17 protein-coding genes are annotated in these 15,670 nt (G+C 54.0%); 7 read left to right on the forward strand and 10 right to left on the reverse strand.

From position 1 onward, the window contains the following. Positions 1 to 15 precede the first annotated feature (15 nt). The 5 genes from OEZ10_03865 to OEZ10_03885 are packed head-to-tail and all read right to left on the reverse strand — an operon-like array spanning position 16 to position 2,374. Positions 16 to 426, reverse strand: coding sequence for an SCP-2 sterol transfer family protein (locus tag OEZ10_03865; protein MDH5632110.1), 411 nt, complete (start codon positions 424 to 426; stop codon positions 16 to 18). A 41-nt stretch (positions 427 to 467) separates the two neighbouring features. Beyond that, positions 468 to 692 (reverse strand): hypothetical protein, encoded by a 225-nt coding sequence (locus OEZ10_03870; GenBank protein ID MDH5632111.1) that lies wholly within the window; start codon positions 690 to 692, stop codon positions 468 to 470. A 49-nt stretch (positions 693 to 741) separates the two neighbouring features. Beyond that, complete coding sequence (locus OEZ10_03875) at positions 742 to 1,311, reverse strand: NUDIX hydrolase (GenBank protein ID MDH5632112.1); 570 nt, start codon at positions 1,309 to 1,311, stop codon at positions 742 to 744. Beyond that, positions 1,311 to 1,889, reverse strand: coding sequence for a thioredoxin family protein (locus OEZ10_03880; protein ID MDH5632113.1), 579 nt, complete (start codon positions 1,887 to 1,889; stop codon positions 1,311 to 1,313). The genes OEZ10_03875 and OEZ10_03880 overlap by 1 nt, the downstream gene beginning before the upstream one ends. A 35-nt stretch (positions 1,890 to 1,924) precedes the next feature. Beyond that, positions 1,925 to 2,374 (reverse strand): DUF5658 family protein, encoded by a 450-nt coding sequence (locus OEZ10_03885; protein ID MDH5632114.1) that lies wholly within the window; start codon positions 2,372 to 2,374, stop codon positions 1,925 to 1,927. Between the two features lie 217 nt (positions 2,375 to 2,591). On the opposite strand from OEZ10_03885, the gene OEZ10_03890 reads away from it, so the two are divergent. From OEZ10_03890 to OEZ10_03905, 4 genes are all read left to right on the forward strand, one after another. Next, positions 2,592 to 5,741, forward strand: coding sequence for a response regulator (locus OEZ10_03890; protein MDH5632115.1), 3,150 nt, complete (start codon positions 2,592 to 2,594; stop codon positions 5,739 to 5,741). A gap of 16 nt (positions 5,742 to 5,757) precedes the next feature. Further along, positions 5,758 to 6,105 (forward strand): Hpt domain-containing protein, encoded by a 348-nt coding sequence (locus OEZ10_03895; protein MDH5632116.1) that lies wholly within the window; start codon positions 5,758 to 5,760, stop codon positions 6,103 to 6,105. An 11-nt stretch (positions 6,106 to 6,116) separates the two neighbouring features. After that, complete coding sequence (locus tag OEZ10_03900) at positions 6,117 to 8,252, forward strand: EAL domain-containing protein (protein ID MDH5632117.1); 2,136 nt, start codon at positions 6,117 to 6,119, stop codon at positions 8,250 to 8,252. Positions 8,253 to 8,350: 98 nt separating this feature from the next. Further along, a complete protein-coding gene (locus OEZ10_03905) occupies positions 8,351 to 9,034 on the forward strand; it encodes an FKBP-type peptidyl-prolyl cis-trans isomerase (GenBank protein MDH5632118.1) in 684 nt (227 codons plus the stop codon). A gap of 59 nt (positions 9,035 to 9,093) precedes the next feature. On the opposite strand, the gene OEZ10_03910 is transcribed toward OEZ10_03905, so the two are convergent. From OEZ10_03910 to OEZ10_03920, 3 genes are all read right to left on the reverse strand, one after another. Next, on the reverse strand, positions 9,094 to 10,683 hold the full coding sequence (locus OEZ10_03910; GenBank protein MDH5632119.1) for a peptide chain release factor 3: 1,590 nt from the start codon (positions 10,681 to 10,683) through the stop codon (positions 9,094 to 9,096). A 150-nt stretch (positions 10,684 to 10,833) separates the two neighbouring features. Further along, a complete protein-coding gene (locus OEZ10_03915; GenBank protein MDH5632120.1) occupies positions 10,834 to 11,049 on the reverse strand; it encodes a cold-shock protein in 216 nt (71 codons plus the stop codon). Between the two features lie 272 nt (positions 11,050 to 11,321). Further along, positions 11,322 to 12,071, reverse strand: a complete 750-nt coding sequence (locus OEZ10_03920) for a sulfite exporter TauE/SafE family protein (protein MDH5632121.1) — start codon at positions 12,069 to 12,071, stop codon at positions 11,322 to 11,324. Positions 12,072 to 12,210: 139 nt separating this feature from the next. On the opposite strand from OEZ10_03920, the gene OEZ10_03925 reads away from it, so the two are divergent. Next, positions 12,211 to 12,615, forward strand: a complete 405-nt coding sequence (locus OEZ10_03925) for a hypothetical protein (GenBank protein MDH5632122.1) — start codon at positions 12,211 to 12,213, stop codon at positions 12,613 to 12,615. Positions 12,616 to 12,790: 175 nt separating this feature from the next. Beyond that, positions 12,791 to 13,273 carry an Hsp20/alpha crystallin family protein gene (locus OEZ10_03930; protein MDH5632123.1) on the forward strand — a complete coding sequence of 161 codons (483 nt, stop codon included), beginning with the start codon at positions 12,791 to 12,793 and terminating at the stop codon, positions 13,271 to 13,273. A 49-nt stretch (positions 13,274 to 13,322) separates the two neighbouring features. Here the strand turns inward: OEZ10_03930 and OEZ10_03935 are convergent, their stop codons facing one another. Beyond that, the gene (locus OEZ10_03935) at positions 13,323 to 14,063 is read right to left on the reverse strand and encodes a M48 family metallopeptidase (protein ID MDH5632124.1); all 741 of its coding nucleotides are present in this window, start codon (positions 14,061 to 14,063) and stop codon (positions 13,323 to 13,325) included. A gap of 129 nt (positions 14,064 to 14,192) precedes the next feature. On the opposite strand from OEZ10_03935, the gene aroG reads away from it, so the two are divergent. Continuing rightward, positions 14,193 to 15,257: a 3-deoxy-7-phosphoheptulonate synthase AroG gene (aroG, locus tag OEZ10_03940; protein MDH5632125.1), complete on the forward strand. Its 1,065-nt coding sequence runs from the start codon at positions 14,193 to 14,195 to the stop codon at positions 15,255 to 15,257. Between the two features lie 66 nt (positions 15,258 to 15,323). On the opposite strand, the gene OEZ10_03945 is transcribed toward aroG, so the two are convergent. Continuing rightward, a complete protein-coding gene (locus OEZ10_03945; GenBank protein ID MDH5632126.1) occupies positions 15,324 to 15,659 on the reverse strand; it encodes a PilZ domain-containing protein in 336 nt (111 codons plus the stop codon). Positions 15,660 to 15,670: the final 11 nt, after the last annotated feature.

Raw genomic sequence — 15,670 nt, forward strand, 5'->3', positions numbered from 1 at the left:
CTCCAGTAACATGGCTCAGGAATAGTCGGTTTTCACCCTGGACATCACTTCAAAATGCCGCAGAAACGGTTTGGCAAGGCCGGGGTTGCGGATCATCTGGCGGTAGTCGCCCTGTTCGAATCGCAGCTTTTTCATGGCCACCGCGGTACCCAGGTTGGCCAGGCCGAAGCCCTCAATCATCCAGCGACGCCAGTTATCCAGGGAGGCGCGCAAATCCCAGTTTACCGGCTGCCCGACAAAGGGAGATGCATTCACGACCCGGCCATTATCAACAGTTATCACTATGCGTGGTGACGGCTCGCCATCAATGCCATAGGCTATATTGGCGCAAAACCCTTCGGCAGCCAGCCCCCTGACCATGTCCTTGTCGGCATTCCAGCCTGCGGAAAACGCCTCTCCCCATTCTTCTGAAAACAGTTTCGCCATCACTCCGGCTCCAGCAGTACCAAGTCTTTAATATATTGTGATTAATATTTTCGGCGATGCTTCCGGCCATTACTGCCGTCAACATTTTCACCGAAGAAAAATTTGAAATAATCCCGGGTCGCGGCCTTTTGTTGCTCCCGTACGCCGGTATGCGCCTGCTCATCAACACAACGCAGCACCTCGCCCTGAACACCGTCCAGTCGCTCACGCAAACCCTGCAGGCGCTGATCCACTTCCTGGATATCAATACCTTCCTTGCGTTTCAAGGCGACAACTCCGGTTATCCAATGATTTATTTTTATCCGAATTACCGCCTCAGAACAAGGTGGTTTGATACTGCGGCGGGTCTGCCTGCAGCTTTCGAATGTCACCGTGATGCACAGGAAACCGGTTTGCAGGAAGATCCGCAAAAAACAGTTTCAGCGTCTGCTCAACGACCGGGAAAGCCAACTCTGCCCAAGGCATGGATTCGCTTGTATACAGGCCGGCATCCAGGGATTCCTCGCCAGGCTGAAAATCCAGGTCTGCCAGCTCGGCCCGGTACATCATGTACACCTGGTTGATATGGGGCAGGCTGAAAACACTATACAGTTGCGGCGCCTTGACCCGGGCACCGGCCTCTTCAATCGTTTCGCGGATTGCCGCTTCCTGCACGGTTTCATCGTTTTCCATAAACCCGGCGGGCAGGGTCCAGAACCCGTGGCGCGGTTCAATGGCGCGACGACACATCAACACCTGGTCCCCGTGATGGGGGATGCAGCCGGCGACTATCTTGGGGTTTTCATAAAATATGGTCTGGCACTGGCTGCAGACAAATCGCGGGCGGTTGTCACCGCTCGGCACCTCGATCCTGGTTTCGGCTGAGCATGCCGAACAATATCGCATCAGCCGAAATAATCCGGCTCGTTACCGGGCTTCCACTTGATATTGCAGCCCATACTTGGCACCTGGTCCTCGTTGATCGCCTGGCCTGCCAGCAGCGCATCCACGGCCTGGGACAAATCAGCGCCCGTTACCGGCTCATCATTGCGTGGGCGGCTGTCATCAAACTGTCCCCGGTAGACCAACTTGTGAGCGGAATCGAACAGGAAAAAATCGGGTGTGCAGGCGGCACGGTAGGCCTTGGCCACTGCCTGGTTTTCATCGTAGAGATAGGGAAAGCTGAAGCCGTAATCTTCAGCGATTTCGGCCATTTTCTGCGGATCATCGTCCGGATAATTACCGGCATCGTTACTGCTGATAGCCACTACCGCCAGGCCCTTGGTCATATATTCGTTGGCAAACTCGGTGAGCTCTTCCCGGATATGCTTGACGTAGGGACAGTGATTGCAAATGAACATCACCAGCAAACCCCTGGTGCCGGTAAAATCTGTCCTCGAAACCATGCTGCCATCCACATCGGGAAGCGAGAAATCCGGGGCTACCGTTCCCAATTCAAGCATGGTTGAAGTCGTTCTGACCATTCCGCCCTCCTCAGTCTGTTCACGTCAAAGCGAAGTCAGGCGAACATATACATCAGCACGAGTTCATAGACAACTATTGCCACGTAACCGGCCAGCAACAGCAACATCAGCCCGAAAACAGGCCAGCGGCGAAAATAGCGAAACCGGTGAAACACGGCCAGAATCAATGCCCCGCTGCCGGCCAACAGGGTCTTGCCGACAATAAAGACGGTTGACCCCTGGCCAAGCCAGGTTCGCATCAGAATATTGACCTCGGACGCGCCCATGCCAAATAACACCATACTCAGTATGCCATCAATAATAGATAGCGCCACGATCGCCAGGTAGGTCGCCGCAACCGGTACCGGGTACCGGTCAACCAGCCCCGGGTCATTACTTCGACGAAAACTGCCGCGCCTGCCCCCGACCCAGAAATGTGTACTGCGCCATAACGGGTAACGACGGCGATCCTCTTGGCGGCGATCGCCAACAGAAGGCTGTCTCAACTTGAAGTCCCTCAATACCTGTTTGTTTATCCCTGTTTATATAAATATATTTCTTGTGAAACGAATTCAAGCAATCACGTGAAGGAATATTTCGGCTTTAAAGTTTTAACAAAATTAAACGAAATAATCGCATAAATAGAGGTAAACTGATCCACATATGACCCGTCGGACCTTGAAACAGGCGAGGGGCGTAACAACACGTACTTTGTATGAGCTGATGAGAACAGACGATTTAATTTCGATTAACGGTAGCCTGTTAAGCGGGCACTACGACCTCTGGCTGGTGTCGTTGTCTATTGTCACATCGGTTCTGGCAGCGCACCAGGCGCTGACCTTGATCAGTCATTTTTCCCAATCCCGCAGCAATAGCAACTGCTCCGCAATAATCGGCGGGGGGTTTTGCCTGGGCATCGGAATCTGGTCAATGCATATCATCGGCATATTCGCGTTGCAGGTACCGGCCCAATACAACTTTGACTTGACCCTGACCATGCTGTCACTCCTGGTTGCTATCGGCGCCAGTGCGGCTGCATTTTATCTCAACTCGCTCAACCCCGGGAGCGTTAAATATACTGCGGCGAGCGCTTTCTTGCTCGGTATCGGCATGGCAACGATGCACTATACGGGCATGGCCGCCATGAAATTCCAGGCTGGCGGTCATTTGTCACACAACGGCATGGCGCAGCATGATTCGTGGATGATCGCCCTTTCCATACTGATCGCCATAGGCGGCTCAGCTGCTGCAATGTTACTGTTAAATCGCCCGCAACAACATACCGCGCTGGCGAGCAGGCTGGGCATTTCCCTGGTTCTTGCATTTGCTGTCAGCGGTACGCATTACGCGGGCATGTCGGCGGCAACGATAACCGTTAACACTTCTTCGGTTGCCTACCATACCGCGCAGTTTGACCAGGCCATAGTTCCCGCGAGCATTTTTGTTATTGTGCTCGTCATTAGCCTGATGACACGAATTATAACCCGGGCAACGGAAGACAGTCTTACCAGGACCATCTCGTTCAATGTCATTGCGGCAACCGCGGGCACGGCGCTGATCACCTTGCTGATTGCAGGAAACCTGCTCTACTTCACAGCATATGGTCAGATGGTGAAAAATCTCCAGACCATGGTGGTCAGCAACAGCGCCCTTGTCGATTCCGTAGCCGAATTTGACCGCCTTCACAGCACTGCAGATCACAAGGACGGTGGCCGAGGCGCCACTCTCTCGCAAATTGAATCGGCCATCAAAGCGCTTGGTGGCTTTGGTAACAGCGGCAAACTCTTTATCGTAACCCGGCACGAAAACCACTACGACACGCTATACGGACATAGCGGACAATATTCAGCAGGTTACGGCCTGTTTAACAAGGCATTCAGCAGCACCAGTGCCGGCTCAACACTGGCGACAGATGAAAACTCCGGCAACCAGGTCCTGGCTGCATATCGATATATACCATCCCTCGATGTCGGGCTGGTCGCCCAGATCAATCTCGATGAGGTACGCGCTCCGTTTAGCGTTGCATTATGGCCCGGGCTGCTGACGCTGGCATTACTGACCGCGCTCGGCACCAGCATTATTCGCGCCCTGGTAAACCCGATGATCACCAAGATACAAGACGAAATTAATCTTAAAATCGTTGCGGAGCGCCGGCTTCAATTACACAAAGACATACTTGAAATCCGGGTGACCGACCGTACCCGGGAGCTTACCGAGGCATTGCAATTAACCGAAAGGATGGCCCAGGCCAAATCCGAGTTCCTTGCCAACATGAGCCATGAAATCAGAACGCCAATGAATGGCTTGCTCGGCATGTTGAGCCTGGCGCGCAATACCAATCTTGACAGGGAGCAGCGCGATTTTATTGACACTGCCTACAAGTCCGGCAAGACACTGCTGACCATCCTTAACGACATACTCGATTTCTCAAAGATTGAATCAGGCAAGCTGGTAACGGAAAAAATTGACTTCGATCTCCGCGAGACCATGGAAGATTGTTGTGCCTTGCTGGCCGAAAATGCTCACAAAAAAGGCCTGGAGCTGGCTTGCGAAATCGAACCATCAGTTTTCGAGAGAGTAATCGGCGACCCTGTACGAGTGCAGCAGATTGTCACCAACCTGCTTAGCAACGCGATCAAGTTTACCGAGTGCGGAGAAGTGGTTCTTCGTGTTACCGATGACGGCGAACATGATGATAACAGGCTGGTCAGGTTCGAGGTTTCGGATACCGGCATCGGCATACCGGAGGAAGCCCAGAAAAATATATTCGAGTCATTCTCCCAGGCCGACGGCTCAACCACACGGCGCTTCGGTGGCACGGGACTGGGCCTGACGATTTCGCGCCAGCTGTCGCAGATAATGGGTGGCAGCATGGGTGTTCGCTCCCGCGAAGGTGAAGGGAGCACGTTCTGGTTTGTGCTGCCAATGGGCATATCTTCCGGCGCTTTCGAGCCCGGCCAGAGTCTCAACCTGGATAATGTGTCGACGCTTATTATTGATGACAATTCAACCAATCGCGCTATCCTGGAGCGCCAGCTGGAGAACTGGGGCATCCCTCATGAATCAGCGGATTGCGCCAGGAATGCACTGGCCCTGATTGACTCAAGAATGAAACAGGGGAAATTGTTCGACCTGTTGCTGCTCGACATGATGATGCCGGAAACCAACGGTATCCAGCTCGCCGAGGCCATGCGCAACACCTATCCTGACTACCGACCGGATATCATTATGCTGACATCAATGACACTGGACAGGTCAATCGATGAACAGAGGCAGCTTGGTATCCAGGCAACACTCACCAAGCCGGTCAAACAATCCATTCTTCATGACACCATCGTGAATTCGGTTTATAACAGAAAGAAAACGGCAAAAACCTCCGCTCATCCTGAATACCTGATACCTGGAAAACCGCCTGCTATGGCAGATACCCAACCTCTAAATGATATAGAAGTGCCAGCCATGAATACAAAAGCATCAATCCTGTTGACCGAAGACAACATTATAAATCGCAAGGTTGCCCTGGGAATCCTCAAGCATCTTGGTCATGTAGCCGATATTGCTGAAAACGGTGAAGAAGCTATCAAGGCCGTGATGAACAAGGATTATGATATTGTATTCATGGATTGCCAGATGCCGATCATGGGCGGATACGAGGCCACTGAGAACATCAGGAAACTGCCGGGCGAAAAAGCCCGAACCGTCATTATCGCCATGACGGCCAACGCCATGGCATCAGATCGCCAACGCTGTTTTGACAGCGGCATGGATGATTACCTGTCAAAACCTATTGACATTGGTCAGCTGGACGCGATGCTGAAAAAGTGGCTGGCCAGAGACGATGCAGATGATACGTCCCGGCAAAATACAGCATGAGGCAAGCGGCTACCTTATGACCGATTCCATGCTTATCGATATATCAGCGCTGGATACACTTCGCCAAATACTGGGTGACGACGTAAACGATCTGCTTGAAGAGTATTGCAGGATCACACCTGGCCTGTTTGAGGAACTGGTCAACGCATCAGCCAGCGGTAACGCTGAAAACATGGTCTCTGTCGCACATCAATTAAAAGGGATGAGCGCGAATCTTCATATTACGGGTCTTGCAGCACTCTTTCGCAGCGTGGAACTGCGCGGAAAAAACGGGGATATCGACGGAATTGACATTGTTATTTCGGACGGCAGGCAAACGCTGACCGACACAATCAATCTTATCAACGAAATGCTCAAAGCCTAGGGTGAAACCCGATGATTTACGGCGAGACAACAATATTTGCCGAGGAAGAAAACCGTCACCTGATCCTGGTGGCGGATGATGACCCGCTTACCCGCAAGATGATCTGCTCCATCCTTCACAAGAAAGGCTACAGAACCGAAGAAGCGGAAGATGGTGAAATCGCGGTAAGCAAGAGCAACGCCATTCTTCCTTCCCTGGTACTGATGGATGGCAAGATGCCCAATATGAGCGGCTATGATGCATGTCGCGCCATTCGCGAACGCGCCAGCCAGCAAAGTCTTCCCATAATCATGCTAACAGGCGATGAAGATGTCGATGCGGTTGATCGCGCATTTCACAGCGGCGCAACCGATTTCATAACCAAGCCCATCAACTGGTCGCTGCTGTCCGAACGTATTCGCTACGCATTGAGGGCAAGAGATGACTTCCTGGAGCTGACCGACAAACAGCTCAAGCTTGCGCGCACGCAAAAAATTGCCAGGCTCGGCTACTGGGAAATGAACGTGAAAAACTCCGGGATCAAGCTGTCCCCGGAGATACAGAAGCTGCTGGGTCTCGAGTTTGCCGGTGTCGCAAGCACCCTTGTTGACTACCTTAAATTTGTACACCAGGAAGATTACGACAGGGTGGACTCCTATTTGCAGGAACTGATAAAGACCGGAAGACAGGGATTTATGGAATACCGGCTGGTCAATACCCATGGCCAGGTACTCCATGTTCAGCAACACACGGAATTTGTATCTGATGACGGAAACTCCGCTACGATGATGCTTAATGCCGTGCAGGACATTTCCTCCGCCCGGCAAAACGAGTTGCTCAGCCAGCATAAAAAGAGTCGCGACCCGCTCACGGGTCTTCCGAATCGAGCGATGTTTACCAGCCTGCTTGAACAGGAAATGGAACAGGCAAACCACTCCCGCAACCTGCTCGCGGTAGCCGTGATATGTATTCAGAAGATCAAAACCTATCGCGAGGCAATGGGGCCTGCGTTTGGGGATACCGCACTGATGGTCCAGGCATACAAGCTTGATCAGTGGATGCAGCATCGCGGTATCATTGGTCGACTCGAAGAACAACAGTTCGCCATTGGCATTCGTGATGTTCGCGATGTCGACCATCTGACCGTGATGCTCACGGCATTGGCCAATTACATTGCCATTCCGCTGGAGATGGGTGAACAGAGCCTGTCCATGAGCGCCAATATTGGCGTCATGCTTTATCCTGTCAGCGATTGCAATGCCGAACAGTTGCTGCTTTCCGCTGAAACAGCCCTGTCCGCTGCCCAAAAGAACGAACATAACCTGATTGAGTATTTCTCACCGGAGCTGAACCTGCGCAGCCGAAAACGACTGACGCTGGAGGCCCAAATGAGAAAAGCAATTGAAGAACACCAGTTCCAGGTCTATTACCAGCCGCAGATTGATCTCGCTGACGGATCCATTATGGGAATGGAAGCGCTGGTGCGCTGGTTGCACCCGGAAAATGGCCTGGTATCACCGGCCGAATTCATTCCCCTTGCAGAAGAAACCGGGCTGATAGTTCCTATCGGCGAGCAGGTAATTCTTGATGCCTGCCAGCAGACCAGGGCATGGATTGAACAGTTTCGAACACCGCTGGTGGTCGGCGTGAACCTGTCGCCGTTACAATTTTCGAAATCAAATCTGCCCCGGGTCATTCGCCAATCCCTGGACGCCACCGGGCTCCCGGCATATTGCCTGGATCTGGAGATCACGGAAAGCATGGCCATGACAGACATTACGGCGAGTGTGCATATCCTGAACTCGCTGAAAGAACTCGGCCTGCATACTTCCATGGATGATTTTGGTACCGGCCATTCCTCGCTGAGCTATCTCGAGCAATTACCGCTGGATATTCTCAAAATCGATCAGTCGTTTGTCAAAAAAATCGATCAATCAGGGCAACATGGCACCGTCGCCCGGGCGATTATCAACATTGCCCATGGTATGAACATGAAAGTCATAGCCGAAGGTATTGAAGAAGCCCATCATGACCGGTTTCTCACCCAGTGGGGCGCACAGATCGGGCAAGGCTATTTCTACTCCCGCCCCCTGCCGGCAAACGAATTTGAATCCTTTTTTCTCGCGCACCAGCAACCCTCTTCTGCCGCCGGCAACGCTCAGTCCTGACTCCACGGCAAACCACCGCAATCGCGTGGCGCTCTCCGCAAAACTGTGGGATGATGTGTTTTTTCATTTACCAAGCAAAGAACAAAGGGTCAGGAAACATGAAATACAACTATCTGGTTATTACTCTGGCGTCAGCGCTGGCGCTGGGCGCCTGCAACAAGAAGGCTGACGTTGATCTTTCCGATGACAAGAACAAGCTGAGCTACGCCATCGGCTTCCAGGTTGGCAGCAACCTCAAGGCACAGGAGATGGACGTCAACCCAGACGCCATTGCCGAAGCAATTGCCGATGTCCTGGCCGACACCAAGTCCAAACTGACCCATGAACAGATGCAGGCCGCCATGATGAACCTGCAGAAGAAGAAAATGGAAGCACAACAGGCCAAGGGCGATGAAAACAAAAAAGCCGGCGAAGCATTCCTGGCCGAAAACAAGAAGAAGGAAGGCGTGAAGGTTACCGAGAGCGGCCTGCAGTACAAGGTTGTTGAAGCCGGCAAGGGCAATAATCCCAAGGAATCCGATACCGTTGTCGTTCATTACCGCGGCACCCTGATTGACGGCACCGAATTCGACAGCTCCTACTCCCGCAAACAGCCTGCCACGTTCAAGCTGGGCCAGGTTATCAAGGGCTGGCAGGAAGCATTAAAGCTGATGAAGCCGGGTGGCAAGATGCACGTGGCCATCCCGTCTGACCTGGCATACGGCGAACGCGGTGCCGGTGGCAAGATCGGCCCCAACTCTACACTGCTGTTTGAAATCAACCTGATTGAAGTGAAGAAATAAGCGATAACAAAAAGCCCCGCTGCCTTTATCCAGGCAGCGGGGCTTTTGTTTTTTGGCGATCAGCCTGCGTGATGTTCGCGTGATGCCGAAAATTTCACTTCCGGCCAACGCTCCGTTGCCAGATTGAGGTTGACCCGGGTCGGCGCAAGGTACACCAGCGCGCCGGCGCTGTCGGTTGCCAGCTGCAGCTCATTCTTGCGCCGGAATTCATCCATCTTCTTCCTGTCATCACACTGCACCCAGTGCGCAGTATAGATGCCAACGTTGTCATAGCTGCATTCCACGCCGTATTCATGCTTCAGGCGATGCGCAACAACATCAAACTGCAACACGCCCACCGCACCGAGAATCAGGTCATTACTGGATAAAGGCCGGAACACCTGGGTTGCCCCCTCTTCGGACAACTGGTCCAGCCCTTTCTGCAAGGCCTTGGCGCGCAACGGATCACGAATAACGACACGGCGAAACAACTCCGGGGCGAAGTTGGGGATGCCGGTGAAATTCATGTCTTCACCTTCGGTAAAGGTGTCACCGATACGAATCGTGCCGTGATTATGCAGGCCGATGATATCACCGGCATAGGCGTCCTCGACATGGTCGCGATCCTGGGCCATGAAGGTGATGGCATTGGCAATCTGGACCTTTTTGCGTTCGCGCACCTGGTACAGCTTCATGCCTTTTTCATAGCGCCCGGAGGTAATACGCATAAACGCAATACGGTCACGGTGCTTGGGATCCATGTTTGCCTGGATCTTGAAAACGAACCCGGACATGGCCGCTTCCTGCGGTTGCACCTCGCGTTCCTGGGTCATGCGTGGCTGCGGCGGCGGCGCATGCACGACAAAACTGTCGAGCAATTCCTCGATACCGAAATTATTGATGGCCGATCCAAAAAATACCGGGGTCTGGTCGCCTGCCAGGTACGCGGCCGGATCAAATTCATGGCTGGCGCCTCGCACCAACTCGATCTCATCACGCAACTCCCGGGCCTGCGGGCCGAGTATCCTGTCCAGGTCGGGATTATCCAGACCCTTGACCACATCACCGTGCTGGATCTTGCCGCCATGCGTGGCGCTGAAGAAATGCACCGAATCGTTGACCAGGTGATAGACGCCACGAAAACGCTTGCCGCTACCGATAGGCCAGGTTACCGGCGCACATTCTATTTTCAGGATGTCCTCGATTTCATCCAGAAGGTCCACCGGGTCACGGCTCTCGCGATCCAGCTTGTTGATGAAGGTCATGATTGGCGTGGTGCGCATGCGACACACTTCCATCAGCTTGATGGTGCGCTCCTCGACGCCTTTTGCCGAATCAATCACCATCAGCGCCGAATCCACGGCCGTCAGGGTGCGATAGGTATCCTCGGAAAAATCCGCGTGGCCGGGCGTATCCAGCAGGTTGATGACGAGCCCCTTGTAAGGGAACTGCATCACCGACGAGGTCACCGATATTCCACGCTGCTTTTCCAGCTCCATCCAGTCGGATGTGGCATGACGCTCGGCCTTGCGACCCTTGACGGTGCCCGCCATCTGGATGGCGCCCCCGTACAGCAACAATTTTTCTGTCAGCGTCGTTTTACCCGCATCCGGATGCGAAATAATGGCAAACGTACGCCGCCTGGCAATTTCCTGATTTACACTGGACATAATGATCTGCACGCTTGAAAAACCCGAGCCGGGTCGAAATTTAGGGCGCGGAGTATACCGTATTCGCTCACCGGAGAAAGCTACGGAAACGGAACAGCACCGCGTATGCCGCCCGGGGGGGCGGCTGGCTACTGCGGGGGATACGGACAGCTAATCTGAGGAGTCGCTTAATTCAACATCAGTCGCCTGAAGACCCTTGGGCCCGGGCTGGGCAGAAAATGTTACCGGCTGACCCTCGTTCAGGGTGCGGTAACCGTCTCCCTTGATGACGGAATAATGCACAAATACATCATCACCACCCTCTTCAGGCACGATAAAGCCGTAACCTTTTGAGTTGTTAAACCACTTCACGGTACCTCTGGACATACATTTACTCTCAAAACTGACTTCCGGGGTTGCTGTTCTACCAAGTCTTTATAGTGTCCGCATGCGGGTCACCATAAACACCGGGTACCATATCTAACCACATTATTACGACATCGTCATCTATATGGTTATTTATGGCAACCTGAATATCTATTAGCTTTTCCTAATATATTAACGTTCATATAGGCACCCTTGTTGTCAGCGACAACGCACCAGGCCAGTGCGACAGAAAACGAGGAGGACAAAAACCGGAAAGTTTTACAAACCAGGGGCTATTTGAATACCGAGGCAAGCAGGGTCAAACCAATGACTAACAAGATAAAAAATGCCAGCCTGCGCATTCCGGTATCGGAAATGGGAGGAACGAATCGCTGACCCAGCCAGGTAAACCCGATAATCACCGGCGCGCCGACAACGCAGACCCACACAACCGAAGTGCTGACGTGCCCGGCCGGAACAATGACCAGCAGCCTGGCCAATGTGGAAATCGTAAACACCGCCAACAAGGTCATGCGAACCGTGCTGACAGCTATGGGTTCCCGGTAAAGATGGTAGACCGCGGGTGGCCCCCCGGTACTGAACAACCCGCCAAACAGACCCGAGGCCATGCCAAATAACACGGACTTGATCCCGGACGCCGGCTGCATACGCGGGTGCGGTTTTAACGTCAGTATCACCGCCCCGGTGACAATAAAACCACCCAGCAACAGGCGCAGCAACGCCTGTAACTCCTGGCTCAGGTAATGCAGTAACGATACACCGAGCAGCATGGCCGGAATCAGGCCAAGGCTCATTCGTCGCACCAGTGGCCAGTTGACATGATGATGCTCCCGGGCCAACGCCATCAGCGTATTCACCAGCGAACTGATAGTAACGATTGCGGCACTGGCCGCTACCGAATCCAGTTCGACCAGGGCCGCGATCCCCATAACAAACAGGCCCAGCGCGAAACCGGTTACCGTCTGCACATAGGCGCCAATCGCAAGCAGCAAGACATAAAAAACAACTGTAACCGGGTCCATACACTCCACCACCACCTGCCGAGGCGCGAGTGTACTGGAATAACACGATCAGCGGATACCATTTGCACAAATTTCGACGGGACTGGTTCAAAGTACGCACGAATCCCTGGCGACAGTCGATTGCCCGGGCAGTCAAGCCATGAGTATTATTCAAGAGCAACACCCCAAGACTGCCGAGGAGGCCGGGATGCAGGAGCAGATCACCATGAAAGGCAAATCCATTTCAGTGGAAATTACGCCCAAGGCGGAAAAAGCGTTGGCTCAGCGCAGCACGCCACTGCTCGTGGAAATGCAGCTGTATTTCAGTTGCCTGGTGGTAAAAAACGTGGCCTTCAGGGATGAGCAAACCGCAAAAAATCTGGCCAGAGTCTCGGAGCAATTATCCATCAGCTTCCGACCAATGATGCGGGCGGCTTGTGAAATCGGTTCGGGCAAGGAATTTTCCAGGACTGATATGGATATTCCGCGAGTAGAAAATTTTATTCCGAGGTGGCTTCGAATCGATCGCAAGTCCAACAAGTGGGTGGGCGAATTCGGCTACTGATACATTGCCCGATTTCACCAGGTAAACTCGCGAAACTGGCGCCATCCATCTCTCCGTTTAAGCGTCGATTGACCGGCATCAAAGACAAATCCGTCGGTTCGCGCTAGCCTGCTTGTTGCGGTAGGTGTTGCTTGAACCATACGCCGGACACCGCATCCGGCAGGAGGGTAATACCATGGCAACTCAAGTCCCTGTCAAAAAACAGGAAGGCAAAAGCGAACGGCTGCTGAACCCGGCAAACATGCTGGAAGAGATGGAGCGCTGGGCCGAAGAGCTGTTCCCCAGGAGATGGGGCCGGCCGCTTCCCGTCGAGACCGAGTTCTGGCGGTCCGCCATGCCCCAGGTAGACATCATCGAGCGTGATGATGAAATTGAAGTACACGCCGCTGTTGCAGGCTTTAACAAATCTGATCTGGAGATTTCTGCAACGGATGCCGTGCTCACCATTCGTGGAACCAGGAAATCCGAAAGCAAGGAAGACAAGGGCGACTACTTCCGTCGTGAAATTCGCGCTGAAAACTTTATGCGCTCAATAAGATTACCGGCACTGGTGGATGATGCCAAGGCCAAGGCAACGATCAAGGATGGCATGCTGGAAGTCGTACTGCCAAAGAAAGAAGTGGTAGAACGTCACAAGCTATCCATTGAAGAAGGCTAGTTTCACTCCCGCTCCGGTGTATCGCCCTGACGGGTGGTCGCCGGAGTTTTTATTCGACCAGGAACCCCGTCCCCGACTCCCCGCTGCGGGCTACTGCCCAGCGTGGCACATGCTGCCAGCCTTGGCGCAAGCGACGATCCAGCTGGCGATAATCCGGCTGCAATTCCGCCACCAGCGCCCAGAACTTACGGGAATGATTCATGTGACGTGTATGACATAACTCGTGAATCAACACGTATTCCGCCATATCCGCGGGTAAAAACATCAACGCGCGATTCAGGCTGATATCACCGGATGATGAACAACTGCCCCAGCGACTGCGCTGTCCGCGTATGCTGAGCCGTCCAAACTCGAGCCCGCTCCAGGCGGCCAACTCGTCCAGCTTGCTCCCAAGCCAGCTGCGCGCCTGCCCGGACAACCAGCGCTGCAACAACTCATGCAGGTTGGTACGGCTCGACAGGGTTACAACCAGGCCGCCATCCACAACCCGGACAGCACTACGACCGCCCTGCCGATAGCTCAGCTCATAGCTCTGCCCGGAGGCTGCCAGGTGCATGCCAGCAGGTACCGCGGCATCCAGCTCGGCTGGCCGGCTGGCTTGGTTTCGGGCCAGGGTCCGGGCAAGCCATTGGCGATGACCATTCATGAATCCCGGTATCAGTGACTGGTTAAACCCGCGGGGCACCACCACTTCCACCTCGCCCATAGGCGATACCTGGATACGGGCACGGCGGGCGCGCTTGCTTTCGCGGATACGGTAAGGGGGTATTTCGGCTGCAATTACGGACATGATCGGCATTGTGCCTGAGCCAGGCAGCTACGCACAGACCCCGGCATGGTATTCGATGCTCGAATTGACGGTGCAATTAAGGTATAACTGCCGCCTCGAAATAATATCTTGCCGTACGATATCCAGACCATGAAGTTCAAAACCGATGATCTCCGCATCCAGGGCATTACCGAAGTCGAGCCCCCGGAAGTGCTGAACGCCGAGTTCCCGGCAACCGAAGCCGCGAGCAAGACCATTCATGAAACCCGTCGCCAGGTTCACGATATCCTTTACGGAAGTGATGACCGGCTGGTGGTTATTATCGGTCCCTGCTCCATTCATGATGTGACCGCCGCGCGCGAATACGCCGCGAAACTGAAAAGCATTCGCGAGGAACTATCCCGCGACCTGCTGATTATCATGCGCGTGTACTTTGAAAAGCCGCGCACAACGGTTGGCTGGAAGGGTCTCATTAATGACCCGAACCTGGACGACAGCTACGAGATCAACAAGGGTCTGAAATTGGCACGCGGTCTGCTGGCCGACCTCAACGACATGGGCGTTCCGGCGGCAACCGAGTACCTGGACTTGATTACACCCCAATACCTGGCCGACCTGATCAGCTGGGGCGCCATTGGCGCACGCACGACCGAAAGCCAGGTGCATCGTGAGCTGGCATCCGGAGTATCGTCTCCGGTAGGTTTCAAAAACGGCACCGATGGCGTGCTGAAAATCGCCATCGACGCCATTTCCGCCGCCAGTCGTCCGCACACTTTCCTGTCCCTGACCAAGGCAGGTCGGTCGGCCATTTTCGCTACCGGCGGCAACGAAGACTGTCACATCATTCTTCGGGGCGGGAAAAAGCCCAACTACGACGCCGTCAGTGTCAACGAGGCGGCGGTCGAACTGGAGGCCGCCAACCTTGCCCCCAGGATCATGATTGACTTCTCTCACGCCAACAGCCAGAAGCAGCACCAGCGCCAGGTTGATGTGGGTCGTAATGTAGCGGCACAGATTGCTGCCGGCGACCGACGCATTATCGGCGCCATGATTGAAAGCCACCTGGTGGCCGGACGTCAGGAGGTGATCCCGGGACAGCCACTGGCCTACGGCCAAAGCATCACCGACGCCTGTATCGGCTGGGATGATTCAGAACAACTGCTGCGTGAACTGGCGGAAGCCGTCAACAAGCGGCGAGCGGCGGTTTCCGGCTGAACCGCACCTGGCCCACAACACCCGGGAACGTCATCCCTGTTTCAAAAACTCCCCGGTGAACCAGGACTATTCGATGGTCGCGCGCATCAACTGCTTGAGCGCATCCACGGTATCGCTGTCGTAGTCCTCGAAAACCAGCCCGATTCCCGCCTCGTCCACGTGCACAACCTTGGCCGGCATATGGTAATAGCTGGTCTCGCCATTTATCTCGGCCTTGAAATCCACGGCAACCGCCGCGTTCATTGCCGGCCTCGGCGCCTCGATCTCAATATAGGCGCCACCCACACTGATATTTACCATGACGCCACGCATGGGCTGATGCTTGCCGTCATGAATTACGACATCGACCTCGATCTCGCGGCGTTTGCTCCATCGATTTTTTTCATTATCAGGCGACGCCATAAACACCCCTC

Source organism: Gammaproteobacteria bacterium (assembly GCA_029880545.1).
Classification (GTDB): Bacteria; Pseudomonadota; Gammaproteobacteria; order Acidiferrobacterales; family SZUA-150; genus JAOUOD01.

Coding starts and splice junctions, on each gene's coding strand:
- OEZ10_03865 (MDH5632110.1), bottom strand. CDS start 426: ATGGCGAAACTGTTTTCAGAAGAATGGGGAGAGGCGTTTTCCGCAGGC.
- OEZ10_03875 (MDH5632112.1), bottom strand. CDS start 1,311: ATGCGATATTGTTCGGCATGCTCAGCCGAAACCAGGATCGAGGTGCCG.
- OEZ10_03880 (MDH5632113.1), bottom strand. CDS start 1,889: ATGGTCAGAACGACTTCAACCATGCTTGAATTGGGAACGGTAGCCCCG.
- OEZ10_03890 (MDH5632115.1), top strand. CDS start 2,592: ATGAGAACAGACGATTTAATTTCGATTAACGGTAGCCTGTTAAGCGGG.
- OEZ10_03895 (MDH5632116.1), top strand. CDS start 5,758: ATGACCGATTCCATGCTTATCGATATATCAGCGCTGGATACACTTCGC.
- OEZ10_03900 (MDH5632117.1), top strand. CDS start 6,117: ATGATTTACGGCGAGACAACAATATTTGCCGAGGAAGAAAACCGTCAC.
- OEZ10_03905 (MDH5632118.1), top strand. CDS start 8,351: ATGAAATACAACTATCTGGTTATTACTCTGGCGTCAGCGCTGGCGCTG.
- OEZ10_03910 (MDH5632119.1), bottom strand. CDS start 10,683: ATGTCCAGTGTAAATCAGGAAATTGCCAGGCGGCGTACGTTTGCCATT.
- OEZ10_03915 (MDH5632120.1), bottom strand. CDS start 11,049: ATGTCCAGAGGTACCGTGAAGTGGTTTAACAACTCAAAAGGTTACGGC.
- OEZ10_03920 (MDH5632121.1), bottom strand. CDS start 12,071: ATGGACCCGGTTACAGTTGTTTTTTATGTCTTGCTGCTTGCGATTGGC.
- OEZ10_03925 (MDH5632122.1), top strand. CDS start 12,211: ATGAGTATTATTCAAGAGCAACACCCCAAGACTGCCGAGGAGGCCGGG.
- OEZ10_03930 (MDH5632123.1), top strand. CDS start 12,791: ATGGCAACTCAAGTCCCTGTCAAAAAACAGGAAGGCAAAAGCGAACGG.
- OEZ10_03935 (MDH5632124.1), bottom strand. CDS start 14,063: ATGTCCGTAATTGCAGCCGAAATACCCCCTTACCGTATCCGCGAAAGC.
- aroG (MDH5632125.1), top strand. CDS start 14,193: ATGAAGTTCAAAACCGATGATCTCCGCATCCAGGGCATTACCGAAGTC.
- OEZ10_03945 (MDH5632126.1), bottom strand. CDS start 15,659: ATGGCGTCGCCTGATAATGAAAAAAATCGATGGAGCAAACGCCGCGAG.